The 15918-nt window shown below is 70.5% G+C and carries 10 protein-coding genes; 5 read left to right on the top strand and 5 right to left on the bottom strand.

Going from position 1 to position 15918, the window contains the following annotated elements:
- Positions 1-46: 46 nt before the first annotated feature.
- Positions 47-769 carry a vWA domain-containing protein gene (locus tag ACZ6SQ_RS27765; protein WP_469566668.1) on the bottom strand — a complete coding sequence of 241 codons (723 nt, stop codon included), beginning with the start codon at positions 767-769 and terminating at the stop codon, positions 47-49.
- A 186-nt stretch (positions 770-955) separates the two neighbouring features.
- Between ACZ6SQ_RS27765 and ACZ6SQ_RS27760 the strand changes: the two genes are divergently transcribed.
- Positions 956-1873, top strand: coding sequence for a rhomboid family intramembrane serine protease (locus tag ACZ6SQ_RS27760; protein WP_469566666.1), 918 nt, complete (start codon positions 956-958; stop codon positions 1871-1873).
- Between the two features lie 22 nt (positions 1874-1895).
- The gene (locus ACZ6SQ_RS27755; RefSeq protein WP_469566665.1) at positions 1896-2813 is read left to right on the top strand and encodes a chitosanase; all 918 of its coding nucleotides are present in this window, start codon (positions 1896-1898) and stop codon (positions 2811-2813) included.
- A 22-nt stretch (positions 2814-2835) separates the two neighbouring features.
- Here the strand turns inward: ACZ6SQ_RS27755 and ACZ6SQ_RS27750 are convergent, their stop codons facing one another.
- Positions 2836-3873 (bottom strand): glycoside hydrolase family 113, encoded by a 1038-nt coding sequence (locus ACZ6SQ_RS27750; RefSeq protein WP_469566662.1) that lies wholly within the window; start codon positions 3871-3873, stop codon positions 2836-2838.
- 11 nt (positions 3874-3884) lie between these two features.
- Complete coding sequence (locus ACZ6SQ_RS27745; RefSeq protein WP_469566661.1) at positions 3885-5720, bottom strand: DUF2334 domain-containing protein; 1836 nt, start codon at positions 5718-5720, stop codon at positions 3885-3887.
- A 521-nt stretch (positions 5721-6241) separates the two neighbouring features.
- Here ACZ6SQ_RS27745 and ACZ6SQ_RS27740 point away from each other — a divergent pair.
- The 3 genes from ACZ6SQ_RS27740 (at position 6242) to ACZ6SQ_RS27730 (ending at position 9550) form a co-directional block, all read left to right on the top strand.
- On the top strand, positions 6242-7483 hold the full coding sequence (locus ACZ6SQ_RS27740; protein ID WP_469566658.1) for a glycosyltransferase family 2 protein: 1242 nt from the start codon (positions 6242-6244) through the stop codon (positions 7481-7483).
- A 199-nt stretch (positions 7484-7682) separates the two neighbouring features.
- Positions 7683-8846, top strand: a complete 1164-nt coding sequence (gene wecB, locus ACZ6SQ_RS27735) for a non-hydrolyzing UDP-N-acetylglucosamine 2-epimerase (protein WP_469566657.1) — start codon at positions 7683-7685, stop codon at positions 8844-8846.
- Positions 8843-9550: a LamG domain-containing protein gene (locus tag ACZ6SQ_RS27730; RefSeq protein WP_469566656.1), complete on the top strand. Its 708-nt coding sequence runs from the start codon at positions 8843-8845 to the stop codon at positions 9548-9550. Before wecB ends, ACZ6SQ_RS27730 begins: the two co-directional genes overlap by 4 nt.
- 196 nt (positions 9551-9746) lie before the next feature.
- Here ACZ6SQ_RS27730 and ACZ6SQ_RS27725 read toward each other — a convergent pair whose 3' ends face one another.
- Both ACZ6SQ_RS27725 and gltB read right to left on the bottom strand, forming a co-directional pair.
- Positions 9747-11207: a glutamate synthase subunit beta gene (locus tag ACZ6SQ_RS27725; RefSeq protein WP_469566654.1), complete on the bottom strand. Its 1461-nt coding sequence runs from the start codon at positions 11205-11207 to the stop codon at positions 9747-9749.
- A complete protein-coding gene (gltB, locus tag ACZ6SQ_RS27720; RefSeq protein ID WP_469566708.1) occupies positions 11200-15792 on the bottom strand; it encodes a glutamate synthase large subunit in 4593 nt (1530 codons plus the stop codon). Before gltB ends, ACZ6SQ_RS27725 begins: the two co-directional genes overlap by 8 nt.
- Positions 15793-15918 lie beyond the last annotated feature (126 nt).

Below are 15918 nucleotides of genomic sequence, written 5' to 3'. Positions count from 1 at the left end.
ACGCATTCAAGCCAACGCGAGGCGCGCGAACAGGCCGCCGGACGAGTCACGTACGGACGATTCCCCGGGCCCGGGCCGCCGCCAGCCACTGCGGGAACTCGCTCACCAGCCGGTCGTAGAGCTCGGCGTCGGACACCTTGCGGGGGTCCGTCCCGGCGTGGAAGAACCCGGCGTTGTCCACGTCGCGCCTGCCCGGCACGTCCAGCTCGTCCAGCTTGCGCAGGAAGTCGAACTGGCGGCTGCCCGGGTCGCCGAAGCCGATGAACTGCCAGAACAGCGGCAGCCGGGCCGCCTTGCACAGATAGCGCTCGGCGGCGAGCTTGTTGATCGGGCCGCCGTCGGTCTGGAAGACGACCAGGGCGGGGGCCGTCGAGCCGCTGTCGAGGTAGTGGTCGATGACGGCGTCCATGGCCAGGTGGTAGCTGGTCTTGCCCATGTGCCCGAGCCCGGCGACGATCCGGTCGATCCGGCCGTGGTGGTCGGCGAGCGCGATGTCGGTGACGGCGTCGACGTCGGTGGAGAAGAACACCACCGGCACCCGGCCGTCGTCGTCGAAGTGCGCGGACAGCCCGAGCACCCGGTCGGCGAGCGCCTGGACACTGCCGTTCTGGTAGTAGGGCTTCATCGAGCCCGAGTAGTCGACGACGAGGTAGACCGCGGCCCGCTGCCCGTCCAGCCCGTGCCGCCCCAGCGAGTCACCCGCCGTCTTGTACAGGCTGACCAGCGCCGGTGCGGTCTCCTCGACCTTTCTGAGACTGATCGCCGACATCCCCGAACTCCCCTCGCTCCGAACCGCAGCCGAGGCTACGCCACGACACCCCCGCCTCTCTCCCCGATCACCGCAGTTCGCTGGTTTGTGCGCCGCCGCCTCACCGGCACGTCCCGTCCCCATCGGCACCTGCCGTCCTCACCGGCTGTCTGCCGTCCCCGCCCCGCGACCCGTCGAGGAGCCGGCATGGAAGCCGCCGTCACCACCTGCTACCGCCATCCCGAGGTGGAGTCCTACGTCCGCTGCACCCGGTGCGACCGGTTCGTCTGCCCGGACTGCATGCGCGAGGCGGCCGTCGGCCACCACTGCCCGGACTGTGTGAAGGAGGGCGCGTGCTCGGTGCGCCGGGCCCGGACGGTGTTCGGCGGCAGCATCACCGCCGTGCCGGTGATGACGTGCGTGCTGATCGGGCTCAACGTCCTCGCCTACCTGGCCGAGGTGGCGCGGCCGGAGATCGTGGACCGGTTCGCGATGCTCGGCGCCGGCCTGATCGGCCCGGACGGGCTGCACTACGTCCACGAGGGCGCCGCCCCGGCGGAGTTCGCGGCGGAGGGGCTGGTGGCCGGTGAGTGGGAGCGGCTGGTCACCGGCGGGTTCCTGCACTCGATGCCGACCGAGGGCACCTTCGGCGTCTCCCATGTCGTGCTGAACATGCTCGCGCTGTGGCGGCTCGGCCCGCTGGTGGAGTCGCGGCTCGGCCGGTCGCGGTTCCTCGCGCTGTACCTGCTGGCGACGGTCGGCGGCTCGGTGTTCGAACTGCTGCTCGCCGACCCCGGCCGGTTGTCCGTCGGGGCGTCCGGCGCGATCTTCGGTCTCGCCGTCGCGGCGTACGTCATGGCCCGCCGCATCGGGTCGGACCTGGGCGAGTTGAACCGGCTGATGGTCCTGATGCTGGTGTGGCTGGTCGTCTCCGCGCGTCTCACCTCTTGGCAGGGCCGTCTCGGCGGCCTCCTCACCGGTGGCGTGGTGGCCCTGGTCCTCGCCTACGCACCGCGCGGCAGGCACCGTACGGCGATCCAGGCGGCGGCGTGCGCGGCGGTGCTCGCGGTCCTGCTGGTGGCGGCCGTGGTGAAAGTGACGGAGCTGACGGGCACAGCGGCCTGACAGGGGCCTTACGGTGTACGCCATGAAGAAAGCCGCTCTGTTGTTCGCCGCCGTTCCCGTGGTCGCCACCGCCGCCGTGTACCTTCTCGCCCCCACGGACTCGGACGCCTCCATGCCTCAGAGCCCGACGGCCATCCAGCAGATGGCCCGGGACCAGGCGAAGGCGAAGGCGGAGCGGGACGCGGACGCCGCCGAGCGGGCCGCGGACGACAAGGCGGTGGCCGCCCTTCCGCCGGGGCTCATGGCGCCGGACAAGAGGAATCTGGCCCAGCAGATCGTGGCGACGGCCGAGTACTCGACGCTGGACTGGCGCGGCTCCTACGGCCGCATCGAGGACCTCGGGGACGGCCAGGGCTACACGGCGGGTGTGATCGGCTTCTGCACCGGCACCCACGACCTGCGGGTGCTGGTGGAGAACTACACCAAGGCCCACCCCGACAACGGGCTGGCCGAATATCTGCCCGCGCTGCGCAAGGTCGACGGCACGGACTCGCACGAGGGTCTCGACCCCGGCTTCACCACCGCCTGGCAGGAGGAGGCGAAGGTCCCGGAGTTCCGCGCGGCCCAGAACCGCGAGCGCGACAGCGTCTACTTCGAACCGGCGGTCCGTATGGCCAAGCTGGACGGTCTCGGCACCCTCGGCCAGTTCATCTACTACGACGCGATGGTGCTGCACGGCCCCGACACCGACCCCAACGGCTTCTACGGGATGCGCGAGCGGGCCCTGGACAAGGCCGAGACGCCCGCCGAGGGCGGGTCGGAGGGGGCCTTTCTGTCGGCCTTCCTGGATGTGCGTCGTGAGGCCATGAGGGCGAAGAAGGCGAACGCGGACACCACCCGGATCGACACGGCGCAGCGACGGTTCCTCGACTCCGGCAACTTCGCCCTCAAGACCCCGCTCCGGTGGCAGGTGTACGGCGAGACCTACCGCGTGCCGTAGGGGGTCCCTGCCGGACGGCGCCCTACGGCCCCCACTTCTGGCGCAGTACCTGCTCGGCGGGCTTGCCGTGCGGGGTGTAGGCCAGTTCCGCCGGGGTCTCGCCGCTGTCCGGCCAGTCGTCCCACATCCACCAGGACACCCCGGCCCACCAGCGCCGGCCCTCGAAGGAGTCCAGCAGCGCGCGGTAGGCGGCGGCCTGCTCCCTGGTGTCGGGCGTGGTGCTGATGTCCCAGGAGTAGGGAGCGGTGGTGGTGCCCCGCTGGCTGACGTAGCCGGCCTCGGTGAACAGGACGCGCCGGCCGGCGCGCGCTGAGTACTCGGCGAGCCGGTCGCGGATGGGTGCCCAGGCCTGGCGCAGCCGGGCGGGGTCGGCGGTGGGGGTGTCGGCCAGCGGCCAGTAGGCGTCGATGCCGATGAGGTCCAGGCGCTTCCAGAAGCCGATGCGCTCGTACTCGTCGTAGTTGGCGGCGTAGGTGAGCGGGCCGTCGTAGCGCTCGCGGACGGCCTCGATGGTGCGGGTCCAGCCGGTGAGGTCGTCGCAGACCCCGGCGAGTTCGGTGCCGACGGAGAACTGTTCCGCGCCGGTGGCGGCGGCCAGTGCCGCGTAGTGCGTGATGAACCGCCGGTAGGCGGTGAACCAGCGCCCGCGGTCCCCGGGGCGGATCTCCGCGCGGTCGCCGCCGTCGGCGAGGTCGACATGGGGCTTGATCATCACCTTGAGCCCGGCGGCGTGCGCGCGGCGCACGATCCGGCGCAGGCTCGCGTCGGAGGCGGTCTCCTCGGTGCTGTGCATCGAGCTGCCGGTCCGGGTGTTCTGGTACCAGGTCGGGGTGAGGGTGACCCAGCGGGCGCCGGTGGCCCTGATGTCCTTGAGATAGCGGCCGGCGGCGGGGCTGTCGTAGTCGGTGCGGTACCAGGAGGGCAGGGTCATGCCCCGCAGCTCGGCCGGGCGCGCCGCGGCGCCGGTCACGCCCGTCGCGCCCGCCGTACCGGAGGAGCCCTGCGTACAGGCGGTCACGGCGAGGAGGACCGCCGCGGCAGCGACGGTCCTCCCCTTCACACGCGGTGCCCTCACAGCACCGCCGGACTGACGAAGGTGTATCCGAGGGCCTTGATGCCCTCCACTGTCTCCTTCAGCGGCTGTACCGGGAAGTACGGGTGGTAGAAGAAGCTGGCGAACCCGTCCCGGACGGCGAGATTGGCCTTCGCCGAGGCGACGAGGTCGGCCGGCAGCCGCGGCGGGTGGTTGTTGTATTCCTCCGGCTCGTAATTCCCGATGTTTTCCGGAATGACCTTTGTCCCGTACACATCACGGACCACATAGGGGAAGAACTGCCCGATGAACCGGTTCGGATCGGAGGCCGCTCCGGTGAGCGTGCCACCGAAATACAGCGAACGTTCGAGCCGCGCATTGAAATTCGAACTGAACACCTGGTAATCGGTGCGGGAACCCGCGTAGTGCGGAGTGGTCCACAGCGTGGGCCGGGGAAGTCCGGCGAGAGCGAATTCGGCGAGGGCCGCGTTCACCCGGGTCTGGGCGTAGAGCGCGGAGTCCTCGCTCAGCGGCCCGTCGTAGACGACCGTGTTCGACGCGTCCACGTGCGCCCGGTAGAACTCGAAGTCGTCACCCGTCACGCCGTTGTAGGGGTTGTCGAGGTTGCCGTACTGATGCGTGTAGCCGTGGTTCATCAGCACCGCACCCCTGGCCAGCATGTACTTCAGCGCGCTGACCAGCTGCGGCCGCTGGCTGAGCCGGACGGTCTCGGGGACACCCTCGTTGTAGGCGCCCTTGGGGTCCGTGTAGACGGGGACCACGTTGATGCCGTACGGGATGCGCTCGGAGTACAGATAGTCGGCGATGGCGCGCAGTTCGGACGGGTCGGAGTTGGGGCTGATGTCCTCCAGCCGGACCAGCGCGCGGTGGCGCTCGGTGGTGGCCGGGGAGAGGGCGTCGAAGAGGAGGTCCTCGAAGACGATGACGCGGTCGCTCTCGGAGACGAAGGCGAACGGGATCTCACCGAGGTAGGTGAGGTTCGCGGAGCGGACCGCCCAGCCGAAGGTGTTGCCGCTGGTGGTGTCCAGGCCCTCGGCGAGACGGGTGACCGCGGGGTAGCCGGGCCCGGTGAGCACGGTGGGGCGCAGCACGCCGCCGTCCTGCCCGGCCGGGATCTTCCGGGTCAGGGTCTGGCCCTTGTACGTCACCTGGGTCACGGTGCCGACCGAACCGCCGTCGCCGTAGTAGGAGTTGGTCGGGTCCCAGCCGTACTTCTGGGTGAACTGGCCCACGCCGACCGTGTTGGCCATGCCCCAGATATTGGCGCCGATCCAGGTCACGGGCTTGCTGGTGGTCAGCACGTCCTGGTGGAAGGCGGCGGGGATCTGGTCCGGGACCGGGCCGCCGTAGTAGGTGGAGCCGATGTAGACGACGGCCGTGTACGACTCGACCAGGCCCGCCGTGTACTGCTGCACGGGCTTGGCGGTGACGGGGCCGAAGTGGCCGGCGAGGTTGGCCGCGGCCATGGCGTACAGCTCGCCGAGGTGTCCGTAGGGCCCCGCCGTGTCGAACAGGACGAGGGCGGTCGGGCCGGCGGCCGCGTCCGCCGCGTCCACCGAGGCGGACGCCGCGGTCCGGGTGGTCCGGGCCGGGGTGAGCGCGCTGGCCTGACGGGCCAGCGAGGAGGCGGTGAGCGACGGACCGGCCGCGGCGCGGGCCAGCGCCACCCGTGTCCTGCCGTGCCCCTTGTGGCGCGCCCGGTCGGCCTTGAGCTGGGCCTTCGCCCAGCCCTTCAGGTCGACCCGGCTGACCCCGGACTTCGCGCCGGCCTTCTCCCCGGGGTGCCGGTGGTCCCCTGCCGCCTGTGCGCCCGAGGTCATGAAAGAGCCGCCCAGCAGGGCGGCCAGCAGCATCAGGACGACGGAAATTCGAAAACTCCCCCGTCTCCAGGACGGGATGACTGGTCTCACGTTCTTCCCCCCACTTTGCCAACCATTGGGCAAAGGTACTTGCGCGTACGAAGGCACCCGATTCCTCTGCCGACCCGGGAGGGGTGTCGACGAGGCATCGGGAGAATTCCAGGATGCCCGACAGATCCGGCCGAAGTGTCGAACTCCGGCTTTTTTCTGATCCTCTTCTTGACCGCCGTCAGGGTCTGCTACGTTCACCATCGCGCGACGGGGACGCGCTGTGAAATGTGGGGGGAAGATGTACGGACGACCCGCTCTCGGTGCCTTGCTGCCCATGGCAGGGGCAATGGCGGCACCGGAGGCGTTGCCCGGCCTGCCTTTGGCCAAAACATTACAGGCAACCGCCGGAGCTGGATTTCTGCTCTACTGCCTGACCGCCTGTCTGATACTCCTGGCCAGGGCCAAGCTGCGCCGCGAGGCCCGCCCGGCGACGGCCGCGCCGCAGGTCAAAGCCGGGAGCAGATGTGATCGTTGAGGTGCTGCTGTGGTCCGCCATCACGCTGATCGTGCTGGCCGGCTGCTACAACACGGGCATGTTTCTGCTGTCCCGGCGAAGAATTCGCCGCTCCCGGACGGATCGGAGAGAACGCTTCTACGTATTTCTTCTCGCCTGCCTGAACGAGGAGACCGTGCTTTCCGAAAGCCTGGCGCGCATCACCGCTCTGCCCGCCGGGAATTTCATGGCACTGGTGATCGACGACGGCTCGGACGACCGCACCTCCGAGATCGCGCTCGCCGCCGGTCCCCGGGTCCGGCTGCACCGGCGCAACCCGCCGAACGCGCGCCGGGGCAAGGGCGCCGCACTCAACGACGGGGTACGTCACCTGCGGGAATCGGGTCTGCTGGCGGCGTACGACCCCGATGACGTGGTCCTGTGCGTCGTCGACGCCGACGGCCGGCTCGATCCGCACATCATGCAGTCCGTCGATCCCTACTTCGACGATCCCCGCACGGGCGCGGTCCAGGTCTGCGTGCGGATGTACAACCGGCAGCTCGGCCTGCTGGCCCGGATGCAGGACATGGAGTTCGTCGTCTACGGCGACGTCTTCCAGAGCGCGCGCCGGTTCATCGGCAGCGTCGGCATGGGCGGCAACGGCCAGTTCATGCGGCTGTCGGCGCTCGACACGCTGGACGGGGACGGCCCGTGGAGCGACAGCCTCACGGAGGACCTCGACCTCGGGGTGCGGCTGATCGCCAAGGGCTGGACCAACCAGCACTGCGTCACCGCCGCGGTCTCCCAGCAGGCCGTGCTCAGCCTCAAGCGGCTGATCCGGCAGCGCTCGCGCTGGTTCCAGGGCCACCTGCAGTCCGCGAACCTGGTCCCGCTCATCCTGCGGGACGTACCTCTGCGGCCCGCGCTCGACCTTCTCTACCACCTGTCCAGCCCGGTGCTGATCCTGCTGACCTCGCTGCTTCCGCTGTCCTTCGTCGTCGCCCTGGTGGCGACCGTGGTGGCCTCGGTGCAGGCCGGCCACTCCCTCGTCTCACCGATGTGGCTGCTGGGCCCGTATCTGCTGTCGTTCACCGCGGCCTACACCTACGGCTTCGTCTACGCCAGGCGCGAGCGCGAACTGGGCCTGGTGCGCTCGGTGCTGCTCGCCCATCTCTTCGTCTTCTACGGCTACATCTGGTTCGCCGCCGGCTGGTGGGGGTTCTGGCGGATGCTCACCGGCAAGCGGACCTGGCTGAAGACCGCGCGGACCTGACCCGCCGCGGAGCTCGGCGAGGACCGCACGCACCTGACCCGCTGCGGTCCTCGCCGAGGACACCCACGCGCGCCTGACCCGTGCGCGCCGCCGGAGGTCCGCCCATCTCACGCGACGAGCCGCCCGTCACGCGGCGGCCCGCCGTATCTCTCATATCTGCGCGGTTGTGCGATCGCGCATGCCCTAGGGGGGCTCAACCATGTCCACACACCCGTCCGCCGTGCCCGTACGCGCCATGCTCGTGCTCGGCACCCGGCCCGAGGCGATCAAACTGGCCCCGGTGGCCCGTGCGATGGCCGGCTCCGAACAGTTCGAACCCGTCGTCGTCACCACCGGCCAGCACCGCGAGATGCTCCAGCAGATGCTCGGTCTGCTCGGCGTCGACGTACGCATCTCCCTGGACGTGATGCGCACCCGGCAGGAGCTGTCCGATCTCACCGCCCGTCTGGTCCAGGAACTGGGCGGGGCGATGCGGGAGCAACGGCCCGACCTGGTCGTGGTGCAGGGGGACACCACGACCGCGCTGGCCGGGGCCCTGGCCGCGTTCTACGAGAAGATCCCGGTCGCGCACGTGGAGGCCGGGCTGCGCACCGGAGTGCTGGACAACCCCTTCCCCGAGGAGCTCAACCGCTGTCTGATCGGCCGTATCGCCCGCTGGCACTTCGCCCCGACGGCGCGTGCCGCACGGCATCTGACGGACGAGGGGGTACGTGCCGAGCAGGTGTTCACCACCGGCAACACGGTGATCGACAACCTGCTGTGGGTGCTCGCCGAGGGCACCGGGGCGTCCGCGTTCCGCACCGGGGCCCGCCGCATCCTGGTGACGCTGCACCGCCGGGAGAACCAGGGCGACCGGATGCGTGCGATGGGCCGGGCGCTGCGTCGGCTGGCCCACCGCGGGGACGTCGAGATCGTGCTGCCCCTGCACAAGAGCCCCGCCGTGCGGGACGCGCTGCTGCCCGAGCTGGACGGGCACCCCGGCATCGAGCTGGTCGAGCCCCTGGACTACCTGGACTTCGCGGCCACGCTGGCCGAGTGCGACCTGGTGCTCACCGACTCGGGCGGCATCCAGGAGGAGGCGCCCAGCCTGAGCAAGCCGGCGCTGGTGCTGCGCACGACCACCGAGCGCCCGGAGGCGGTGGAGGCGGGTGCCGCGCGGCTGATCGGCACCGACCCGGACGCCATCGTCGGCTGTGCGGAGCGGCTGCTGGACGATCCGGAGGAGTACCGGCGGATGGCGAACGCGGGCAACCCGTTCGGCGACGGCCGGGCCGCGAGCCGCGTACTGGCGCAACTGGCCGAGGACTTCGCGGCCGATGTGCCGGTCGGGGCGACGGCCGCCGGGCCATACTCTGCGGCATGACGTCCTCCCTCCTGCGGCCCCGGCGGCGGAACTCCCTTCCTCCTCCGGGCCGCAGGGGGCGGCTCCGCGCGGGGCTCGCGGCCGGGCTGGCGCTGGCGGCGCTGCTGGCGGTCACGGTGAGCCGGTGCGGCGGGAACGACCCCGCGCCGCCCCCGGCGCCCTGGGCCGACAGCTCCACGCACGGCCGCTGGCTGTCGGTGTTCAACGGCCACGGCACCAACACCGGTGACGACGACAGCCTGTCGCTCTCACCCAGGATCGCCAGGACGCCCGCCACGACCCACGCCGGTCTGGTGGTGAGCACCACGACCTACACGGACGTGACGTTCGAGGCGCGGATGCGCACGGTGAGACAGCTGCGGGTACCGGAGCCGAACCCGTGGGAGGTGCCCTGGCTGGTGTGGGGGTACTCCGATCCGGAGCACTTCTACTACGTCACCCTCAAGCCCAACGGCTGGGAGCTGGGCAAGCGTGACCCCGCCTATCCGGGCGGCCAGCGCTTCCTGGCCACCGGGCACCGGAAGTACCCCGTGGGCGACTGGCACCGGGTGCGGGTGGAGCAGCGGGGGCCGGTGCTCCGTGTCGAGGTGGGCGGCCGGACCCTGGTGACCTTCACCGACACCGAGCGGCCGTATCTGCTCGGCTCGGTCGGGGCGTACACGGAGGACGCGACCGTACGGTTCGAGGGGCTGGTGACCCGCTAGAAGCGCCCGGTGGGCAGCCGTCCGGCGGGTGCCGGGAGGCAGGCCACTGGAAGCGGGTCCCGGGAAGCCGGTCCCGGAGAGCGGGTCACGGAGGACCGGGAAAATGCGGCGGCGCCTGCCGAGGTGTCCGGGTCGGGGACAGGCAGGCGCCACCAGTGTTCCGTACGCCTTTGTACGGGACGTCTTTTCGGGCCGGTCAGACCATCAGCGCGCGGTCCGTCGGGCGGATCGGCGCCGGCAGGTCGCTGGCTCCGGTCAGGAAGCGGTCGACGCCGCGGGCGGCCGAGCGGCCCTCCGCGATCGCCCACACGATCAGGGACTGGCCGCGGCCGGCGTCACCGGCGACGAACACTCCCGGCACGTTGGTCTGGAAGTCGGCGTCGCGAGCGATGTTACCCCGCTCGTCGAGGTCCAGTGCGAACTGCTCCACCAGGCCGTTGTCCCGGTCGGTTCCGGTGAAGCCCATGGCGAGGGTGACCAGCTGGGCGGGGATCTTGCGCTCGGTGCCCGGCTTCTGGGTCAGCTTCCCGTCGACGAACTCGACCTCGACAAGGTGCAGCCACTGGACGTTGCCGTCCTCGTCACCCTCGAAGTGGGTGGTGGAGACGGAGTAGACCCGCTCGCCGCCCTCCTCGTGTGCGGAGGTGACCTTGTAGAGCATCGGGAAGGTCGGCCACGGCTGGTGCGGCGCCCGGTCCTCGCCCGGCCTCGGCATGATCTCCAGCTGCGTCACGGAGGCCGCGCCCTGGCGGTGGGCGGTGCCCACGCAGTCCGCGCCGGTGTCGCCGCCGCCGATGACCACGACGTGCTTGCCCTCGGCCGTGATCGGGGCGGTGACGTAGTCGCCCTCCTGGACCTTGTTGGCCAGCGGCAGGTACTCCATGGCCTGGTAGATGCCCTGGAGCTCGCGGCCCGGCACCGGCAGGTCGCGGGCCGTGGTGGCACCGACGGCCAGCACGACGGCGTCGTAGCGCTTCTTGAGGTCCGTGGACTTCAGGTCGCGGCCGATCTCGATGCCGGTGCGGAAGCGGGTGCCCTCCGCGCGCATCTGCTCGATACGGCGGTTGATGTGCCGCTTCTCCATCTTGAACTCGGGGATGCCGTACCGGAGGAGGCCTCCGACGCGGTCCGCACGCTCGTAGACGGCGACGGTGTGGCCGGCCCGGGTCAGCTGCTGGGCGGCGGCCAGGCCCGCGGGGCCCGAGCCGACGACCGCGACGGTCTTGCCGGACAGCCGCTCGGGGGCCTGCGGGGCGACGTCACCGGTCTCCCACGCCTTGTCGATGATCGAGACCTCGACGTTCTTGATGGTGACGGCCGGCTGGTTGATGCCGAGCACACACGCCGACTCACAGGGCGCCGGGCAGAGGCGGCCGGTGAACTCCGGGAAGTTGTTGGTGGCGTGCAGGCGCTCCTGCGCGGCCGACCAGTCCTCGCGGTAGGCGTAGTCGTTCCACTCGGGGATCAGGTTCCCCAGCGGGCAGCCGTTGTGGCAGAACGGGATGCCGCAGTCCATGCACCGGCTGGCCTGCTTGCTGATGATCGGAAGCAGCGAGCCGGGGACGTAGACCTCGTTCCAGTCCTTCAGCCGCACGTCGACGGGACGGGACTTGGCGACCTCGCGGCCGTGGTTCAGAAAGCCCTTCGGGTCAGCCATTGGTCGCCGCCTCCATCATCTTCTCGGTGATCTCCGACTCGGAGAGACCGGCTCGCTCGGCGGCGTCCTTGGCGGCGAGCACTGCCTTGTACGTGCTGGGGATGATCTTGCTGAAGCGGTTCACCGCCGTGTCCCACTCGGCCAGGAGCTTCTCGGCGACCGTGGAGCCGGTCTCCTCCTGGTGGCGGCGCACGACGTCGTGCAGCCACTGCCTGTCCGAGTCGTCGAGGGCCTCGACCGCGTCGAGGTTGCCCACGTTGACGTTGTCGCGGTTCAGGTCGATGACGTAGGCGACGCCACCGGACATGCCGGCCGCGAAGTTGCGGCCCGTCTCGCCGAGGACCACCGCGTGGCCACCGGTCATGTACTCGCAGCCGTGGTCGCCCACACCCTCGGAGACCACCAGCGCGCCGGAGTTGCGGACGCAGAAGCGCTCGCCGGTACGGCCGCGCAGGAACAGCTCGCCGCCGGTCGCACCGTACGCGATGGTGTTGCCCGCGATGGTGGAGTACTCGGCGAGGTGGTCGGCGCCGCGGTCCGGGCGGACCACGACCCGGCCGCCCGACAGGCCCTTGCCGACGTAGTCGTTGGCGTCGCCCTCCAGCCGCAGCGTGACGCCGCGCGGCACGAACGCGCCGAAGGACTGGCCGGCCGAGCCGGTGAAGGTGATGTCGACGGTGTCGTCGGGCAGGCCCGCGCCGCCGAACTTCTTCGTCACCTCGTGGCCGAGCATGGTGCCGACCGTGCGGTTGATGTTGCGGATGGCGACCTGGGCGCGCACCGGCTGGGCGGTGGTCGCGGAGTCCGCGGCGAGCGCGTCGGCGGCGAGCCTGATCAGCTCGTTGTCGAGCGCCTTCTCCAGGCCGTGGTCCTGGGCGATCACCTGGTGGCGGACCGCGCCCTCGGGCAGCTCGGGCACGTGGAACAGCGGCTCCAGGTCCAGGCCCTGCGCCTTCCAGTGGTCCACCGCGCGGTGCACGTCGAGGATCTCGGCGTGGCCGACGGCCTCCTCGATGGAGCGGAAGCCCAGCTCGGCGAGCAGCTCGCGGACCTCCTGCGCGATGAACTCGAAGAAGTTCACCACGAACTCGGCCTTGCCGGAGAAGCGGTCGCGCAGGACCGGGTTCTGGGTGGCGATGCCGACCGGGCAGGTGTCCAGGTGGCAGACGCGCATCATGACGCAGCCGGAGACGACGAGCGGCGCGGTCGCGAAACCGAACTCCTCGGCGCCCAGCAGCGCGGCGATGATCACGTCGCGGCCGGTCTTCAGCTGGCCGTCGGTCTGCACGACGATGCGGTCGCGCAGGCCGTTGAGCAGCAGGGTCTGCTGGGTCTCGGCGAGGCCGAGCTCCCAGGGGCCGCCCGCGTGCTTCAGCGAGGTCAGCGGGGAGGCACCGGTGCCTCCGTCGTGACCGGAGATCAGGACCACGTCCGCGTGCGCCTTGGACACACCCGCCGCGACCGTGCCGACGCCGACCTCGGAGACCAGCTTCACGTGGATCCGCGCCTGCGGGTTCGCGTTCTTCAGGTCGTGGATCAGCTGGGCCAGGTCCTCGATGGAGTAGATGTCGTGGTGCGGCGGCGGGGAGATCAGGCCCACGCCCGGCGTCGAGTGACGCGTCTTGGCGACCCACGGGTAGACCTTGTGGCCGGGCAGCTGGCCGCCCTCACCGGGCTTGGCGCCCTGGGCCATCTTGATCTGGATGTCGTCCGCGTTGACCAGGTACTCGCTCGTCACACCGAAGCGGCCGGAGGCGACCTGCTTGATGGCGGACCGGCGGGCCGGGTCGTACAGACGCTCCGGGTCCTCGCCGCCCTCACCGGTGTTGGACTTGGCGCCCAGCTGGTTCATGGCGATGGCGAGGGTCTCGTGCGCCTCCTTGGAGATGGAGCCGTACGACATGGCGCCGGTGGAGAAGCGCTTGACGATCTCGGAGACCGGCTCGACCTCGTCCACGGAGATGGACGGGCGGCCGGAGGTGAAGCCGAACAGGCCGCGCAGCGTCATCAGGCGCTCGGACTGCTCGTTCACGCGCTCGGTGTACATCTTGAAGATGTCGTAGCGCTTGCTGCGGGTCGAGTGCTGGAGGCGGAAGACCGTCTCCGGGTCGAACAGGTGAGGCTCGCCCTCGCGGCGCCACTGGTACTCGCCGCCGATCTCGAGCGCGCGGTGCGCCGGGGCGATGCCGGAGGCCGGGTAGGCCTTGGCGTGGCGGGCGGCGACCTCCTTGGCGACGACGTCGATGCCGACGCCGCCGATCTTGGAGGCGGTGCCGTTGAAGTACTTCTCCACGAAGGGCGCTTCGAGGCCGACGGCCTCGAAGACCTGGGCGCCGCGGTAGGAGGCGACGGTGGAGATGCCCATCTTGGACATGACCTTCAGGACGCCCTTGCCGAGGGCGTAGATCAGGTTGCGGATGGCCTTCTCGGACTCGATGTCCGTGAGGAAGGTGCCGGCGCGGACGAGGTCCTCGACGGACTCCATCGCGAGGTAGGGGTTGACGGCCGCGGCGCCGAAGCCGATGAGCAGGGCGACGTGGTGGACCTCGCGGACGTCGCCGGCCTCGACCAGCAGGCCCACCTCGGTGCGCTGCTTGGTGCGGATGAGGTGGTGGTGGACGGCCGCGGTGAGCAGCAGCGAGGGGATCGGCGCGTGCTCGGCGTCGGAGTGGCGGTCCGACAGGACGATCAGCCGGGCGCCGTTCTCGATGGCGGCGTCGGTCTCGGCGCAGATCTCCTCGATGCGCGCGGCCAGCGCGTCACCGCCGCCGTGCACCCGGTACAGGCCGGACAGGGTCGCGGCCTTGAAGCCGGGCATGTCGCCGTCGGCGTTGATGTGGATGAGCTTGGCGAGCTCGTCGTTGTCGATGACCGGGAAGGGCAGCACGACGGACCGGCAGGACGCGGCGGTCGGGTCGAGCAGGTTGCCCTGCGGGCCGAGCGAGCTGCGCAGGGAGGTGACCAGCTCCTCGCGGATCGCGTCCAGCGGCGGGTTGGTGACCTGCGCGAACAGCTGGGTGAAGTAGTCGAACAGCAGGCGCGGGCGCGAGGACAGCGCGGCGATCGGCGAGTCGGTGCCCATGGAGCCGATCGGCTCGGCGCCGGCCTTGGCCATCGGCGCGAGGATGACGCGCAGCTCCTCCTCGGTGTACCCGAAGGTCTGCTGGCGGCGGGTGACCGAGGCGTGGGTGTGGACGATGTGCTCGCGCTCGGGCAGGTCGCCCAGCTCGATCTCGCCGGTCTCCAGCCACTCGGCGTACGGGGCCTCGGACGCGAGCTGGGCCTTGATCTCGTCGTCCTCGATGATGCGCTGCTCGACGGTGTCGACGAGGAACATCTTGCCGGGCTGGAGGCGTCCCTTGCGGACGACCCTGGCGGGGTCGATGTCGAGGACGCCGACCTCGGAGCCGAGGACGACGAGGCCCTCGTCGGTGACCCAGTAGCGGCCGGGGCGCAGGCCGTTGCGGTCGAGGACCGCGCCGACCTGGGTGCCGTCGGTGAAGGTGACACAGGCCGGGCCGTCCCAGGGCTCCATCATCGTGGAGTGGAACTGGTAGAAGGCGCGCCGGGCCGGGTCCATGGAGTCGTGGTTCTCCCACGCCTCCGGGATCATCATCAGCACGGAGTGCGGCAGCGAGCGGCCGCCGAGGTGCAGCAGCTCCAGGACCTCGTCGAAGGAGGCGGAGTCGGAGGCGTCCGGGGTGCAGACCGGGAAGACACGGTCCAGCTTCTCGGAGCCGAACAGCTCGGAGACGAGCTGCGACTCACGGGCGCGCATCCAGTTGCGGTTGCCCTTGACGGTGTTGATCTCACCGTTGTGCGCGACGAACCGGTACGGGTGCGCGAGCGGCCACGACGGGAACGTGTTCGTGGAGAACCGGGAGTGCACGAGCGCGATCGCGGAGGCGAAGCGGCGGTCGGACAGGTCCGGGAAGAAGGGCTCCAGCTGACCGGTGGTCAGCATGCCCTTGTAGACGATGGTCCGCGCGGACAGCGACGGGAAGTAGACGCCGACCTCGCGCTCGGCGCGCTTGCGCAGCACGAAGGCCTTGCGGTCGAGCGTGATGCCCGTGCTGGCGCCGTCGCTCACGAAGATCTGGCGGAAGACCGGCATCGTGGAGCGGGCGGTGGCGCCGAGGAGCTCGGGGGCGACCGGGACCTCGCGCCAGCCGAGGACCGTGAGGCCCTCCTCGCCGGCGATCGTCTCGATGCGCGAGACGGCGTCCTCGGTGCCCTCCTCGGGCAGGAAGGCGATACCGACCGCGTAGCCGCCGGCCTCGGGCAGCTCGAATCCGGCGACCTCACGGAAGAACGCGTCCGGGACCTGGGACAGGATGCCCGCGCCGTCGCCCGAGTCGGGCTCGGAACCGGTGGCGCCGCGGTGTTCGAGGTTGCGCAGGACGGTGAGCGCCTGATCGACCAGCGTGTGGCTCGCCTCGCCGGTGAGGGTGGCCACGAAACCGACGCCGCACGCGTCGTGCTCGTTGCGGGGGTCGTACATACCCTGCGCAGCAGGGCGAGCATCCATGAAGGACCAGTTCTGGCCATTCGCGGAGTGCTGGGACGGCTGGCGCGGCGTACGCATCGGCTCTCCCGTCGTCGTCATGTGGCATGTGCTGGTGCCGAGGGACGACGTTGGCCCTCTGCGGAGTGCAAAATTTCGTGCAGGTTACATGATGGATCGGTTCTCGGGAACCGGGATAATCCGTTC

This window comes from Streptomyces sp. NPDC048600 (assembly GCF_055587025.1).
Note: the sequence above shows the minus strand (reverse complement) of the source record. Positions and strands in the feature narration are given on the sequence as shown.

Excerpts from the sequence above, each read along its gene's own strand:
- ACZ6SQ_RS27765 (WP_469566668.1), bottom strand. The coding sequence starts at position 769 with ATGTCGGCGATCAGTCTCAGAAAGGTCGAGGAGACCGCACCGGCGCTG.
- ACZ6SQ_RS27760 (WP_469566666.1), top strand. The coding sequence starts at position 956 with ATGGAAGCCGCCGTCACCACCTGCTACCGCCATCCCGAGGTGGAGTCC.
- ACZ6SQ_RS27755 (WP_469566665.1), top strand. The coding sequence starts at position 1,896 with ATGAAGAAAGCCGCTCTGTTGTTCGCCGCCGTTCCCGTGGTCGCCACC.
- ACZ6SQ_RS27745 (WP_469566661.1), bottom strand. The coding sequence starts at position 5,720 with ATGCTGCTGGCCGCCCTGCTGGGCGGCTCTTTCATGACCTCGGGCGCA.
- wecB (WP_469566657.1), top strand. The coding sequence starts at position 7,683 with ATGTCCACACACCCGTCCGCCGTGCCCGTACGCGCCATGCTCGTGCTC.
- ACZ6SQ_RS27730 (WP_469566656.1), top strand. The coding sequence starts at position 8,843 with ATGACGTCCTCCCTCCTGCGGCCCCGGCGGCGGAACTCCCTTCCTCCT.
- ACZ6SQ_RS27725 (WP_469566654.1), bottom strand. The coding sequence starts at position 11,207 with ATGGCTGACCCGAAGGGCTTTCTGAACCACGGCCGCGAGGTCGCCAAG.
- gltB (WP_469566708.1), bottom strand. The coding sequence starts at position 15,792 with ATGCGTACGCCGCGCCAGCCGTCCCAGCACTCCGCGAATGGCCAGAAC.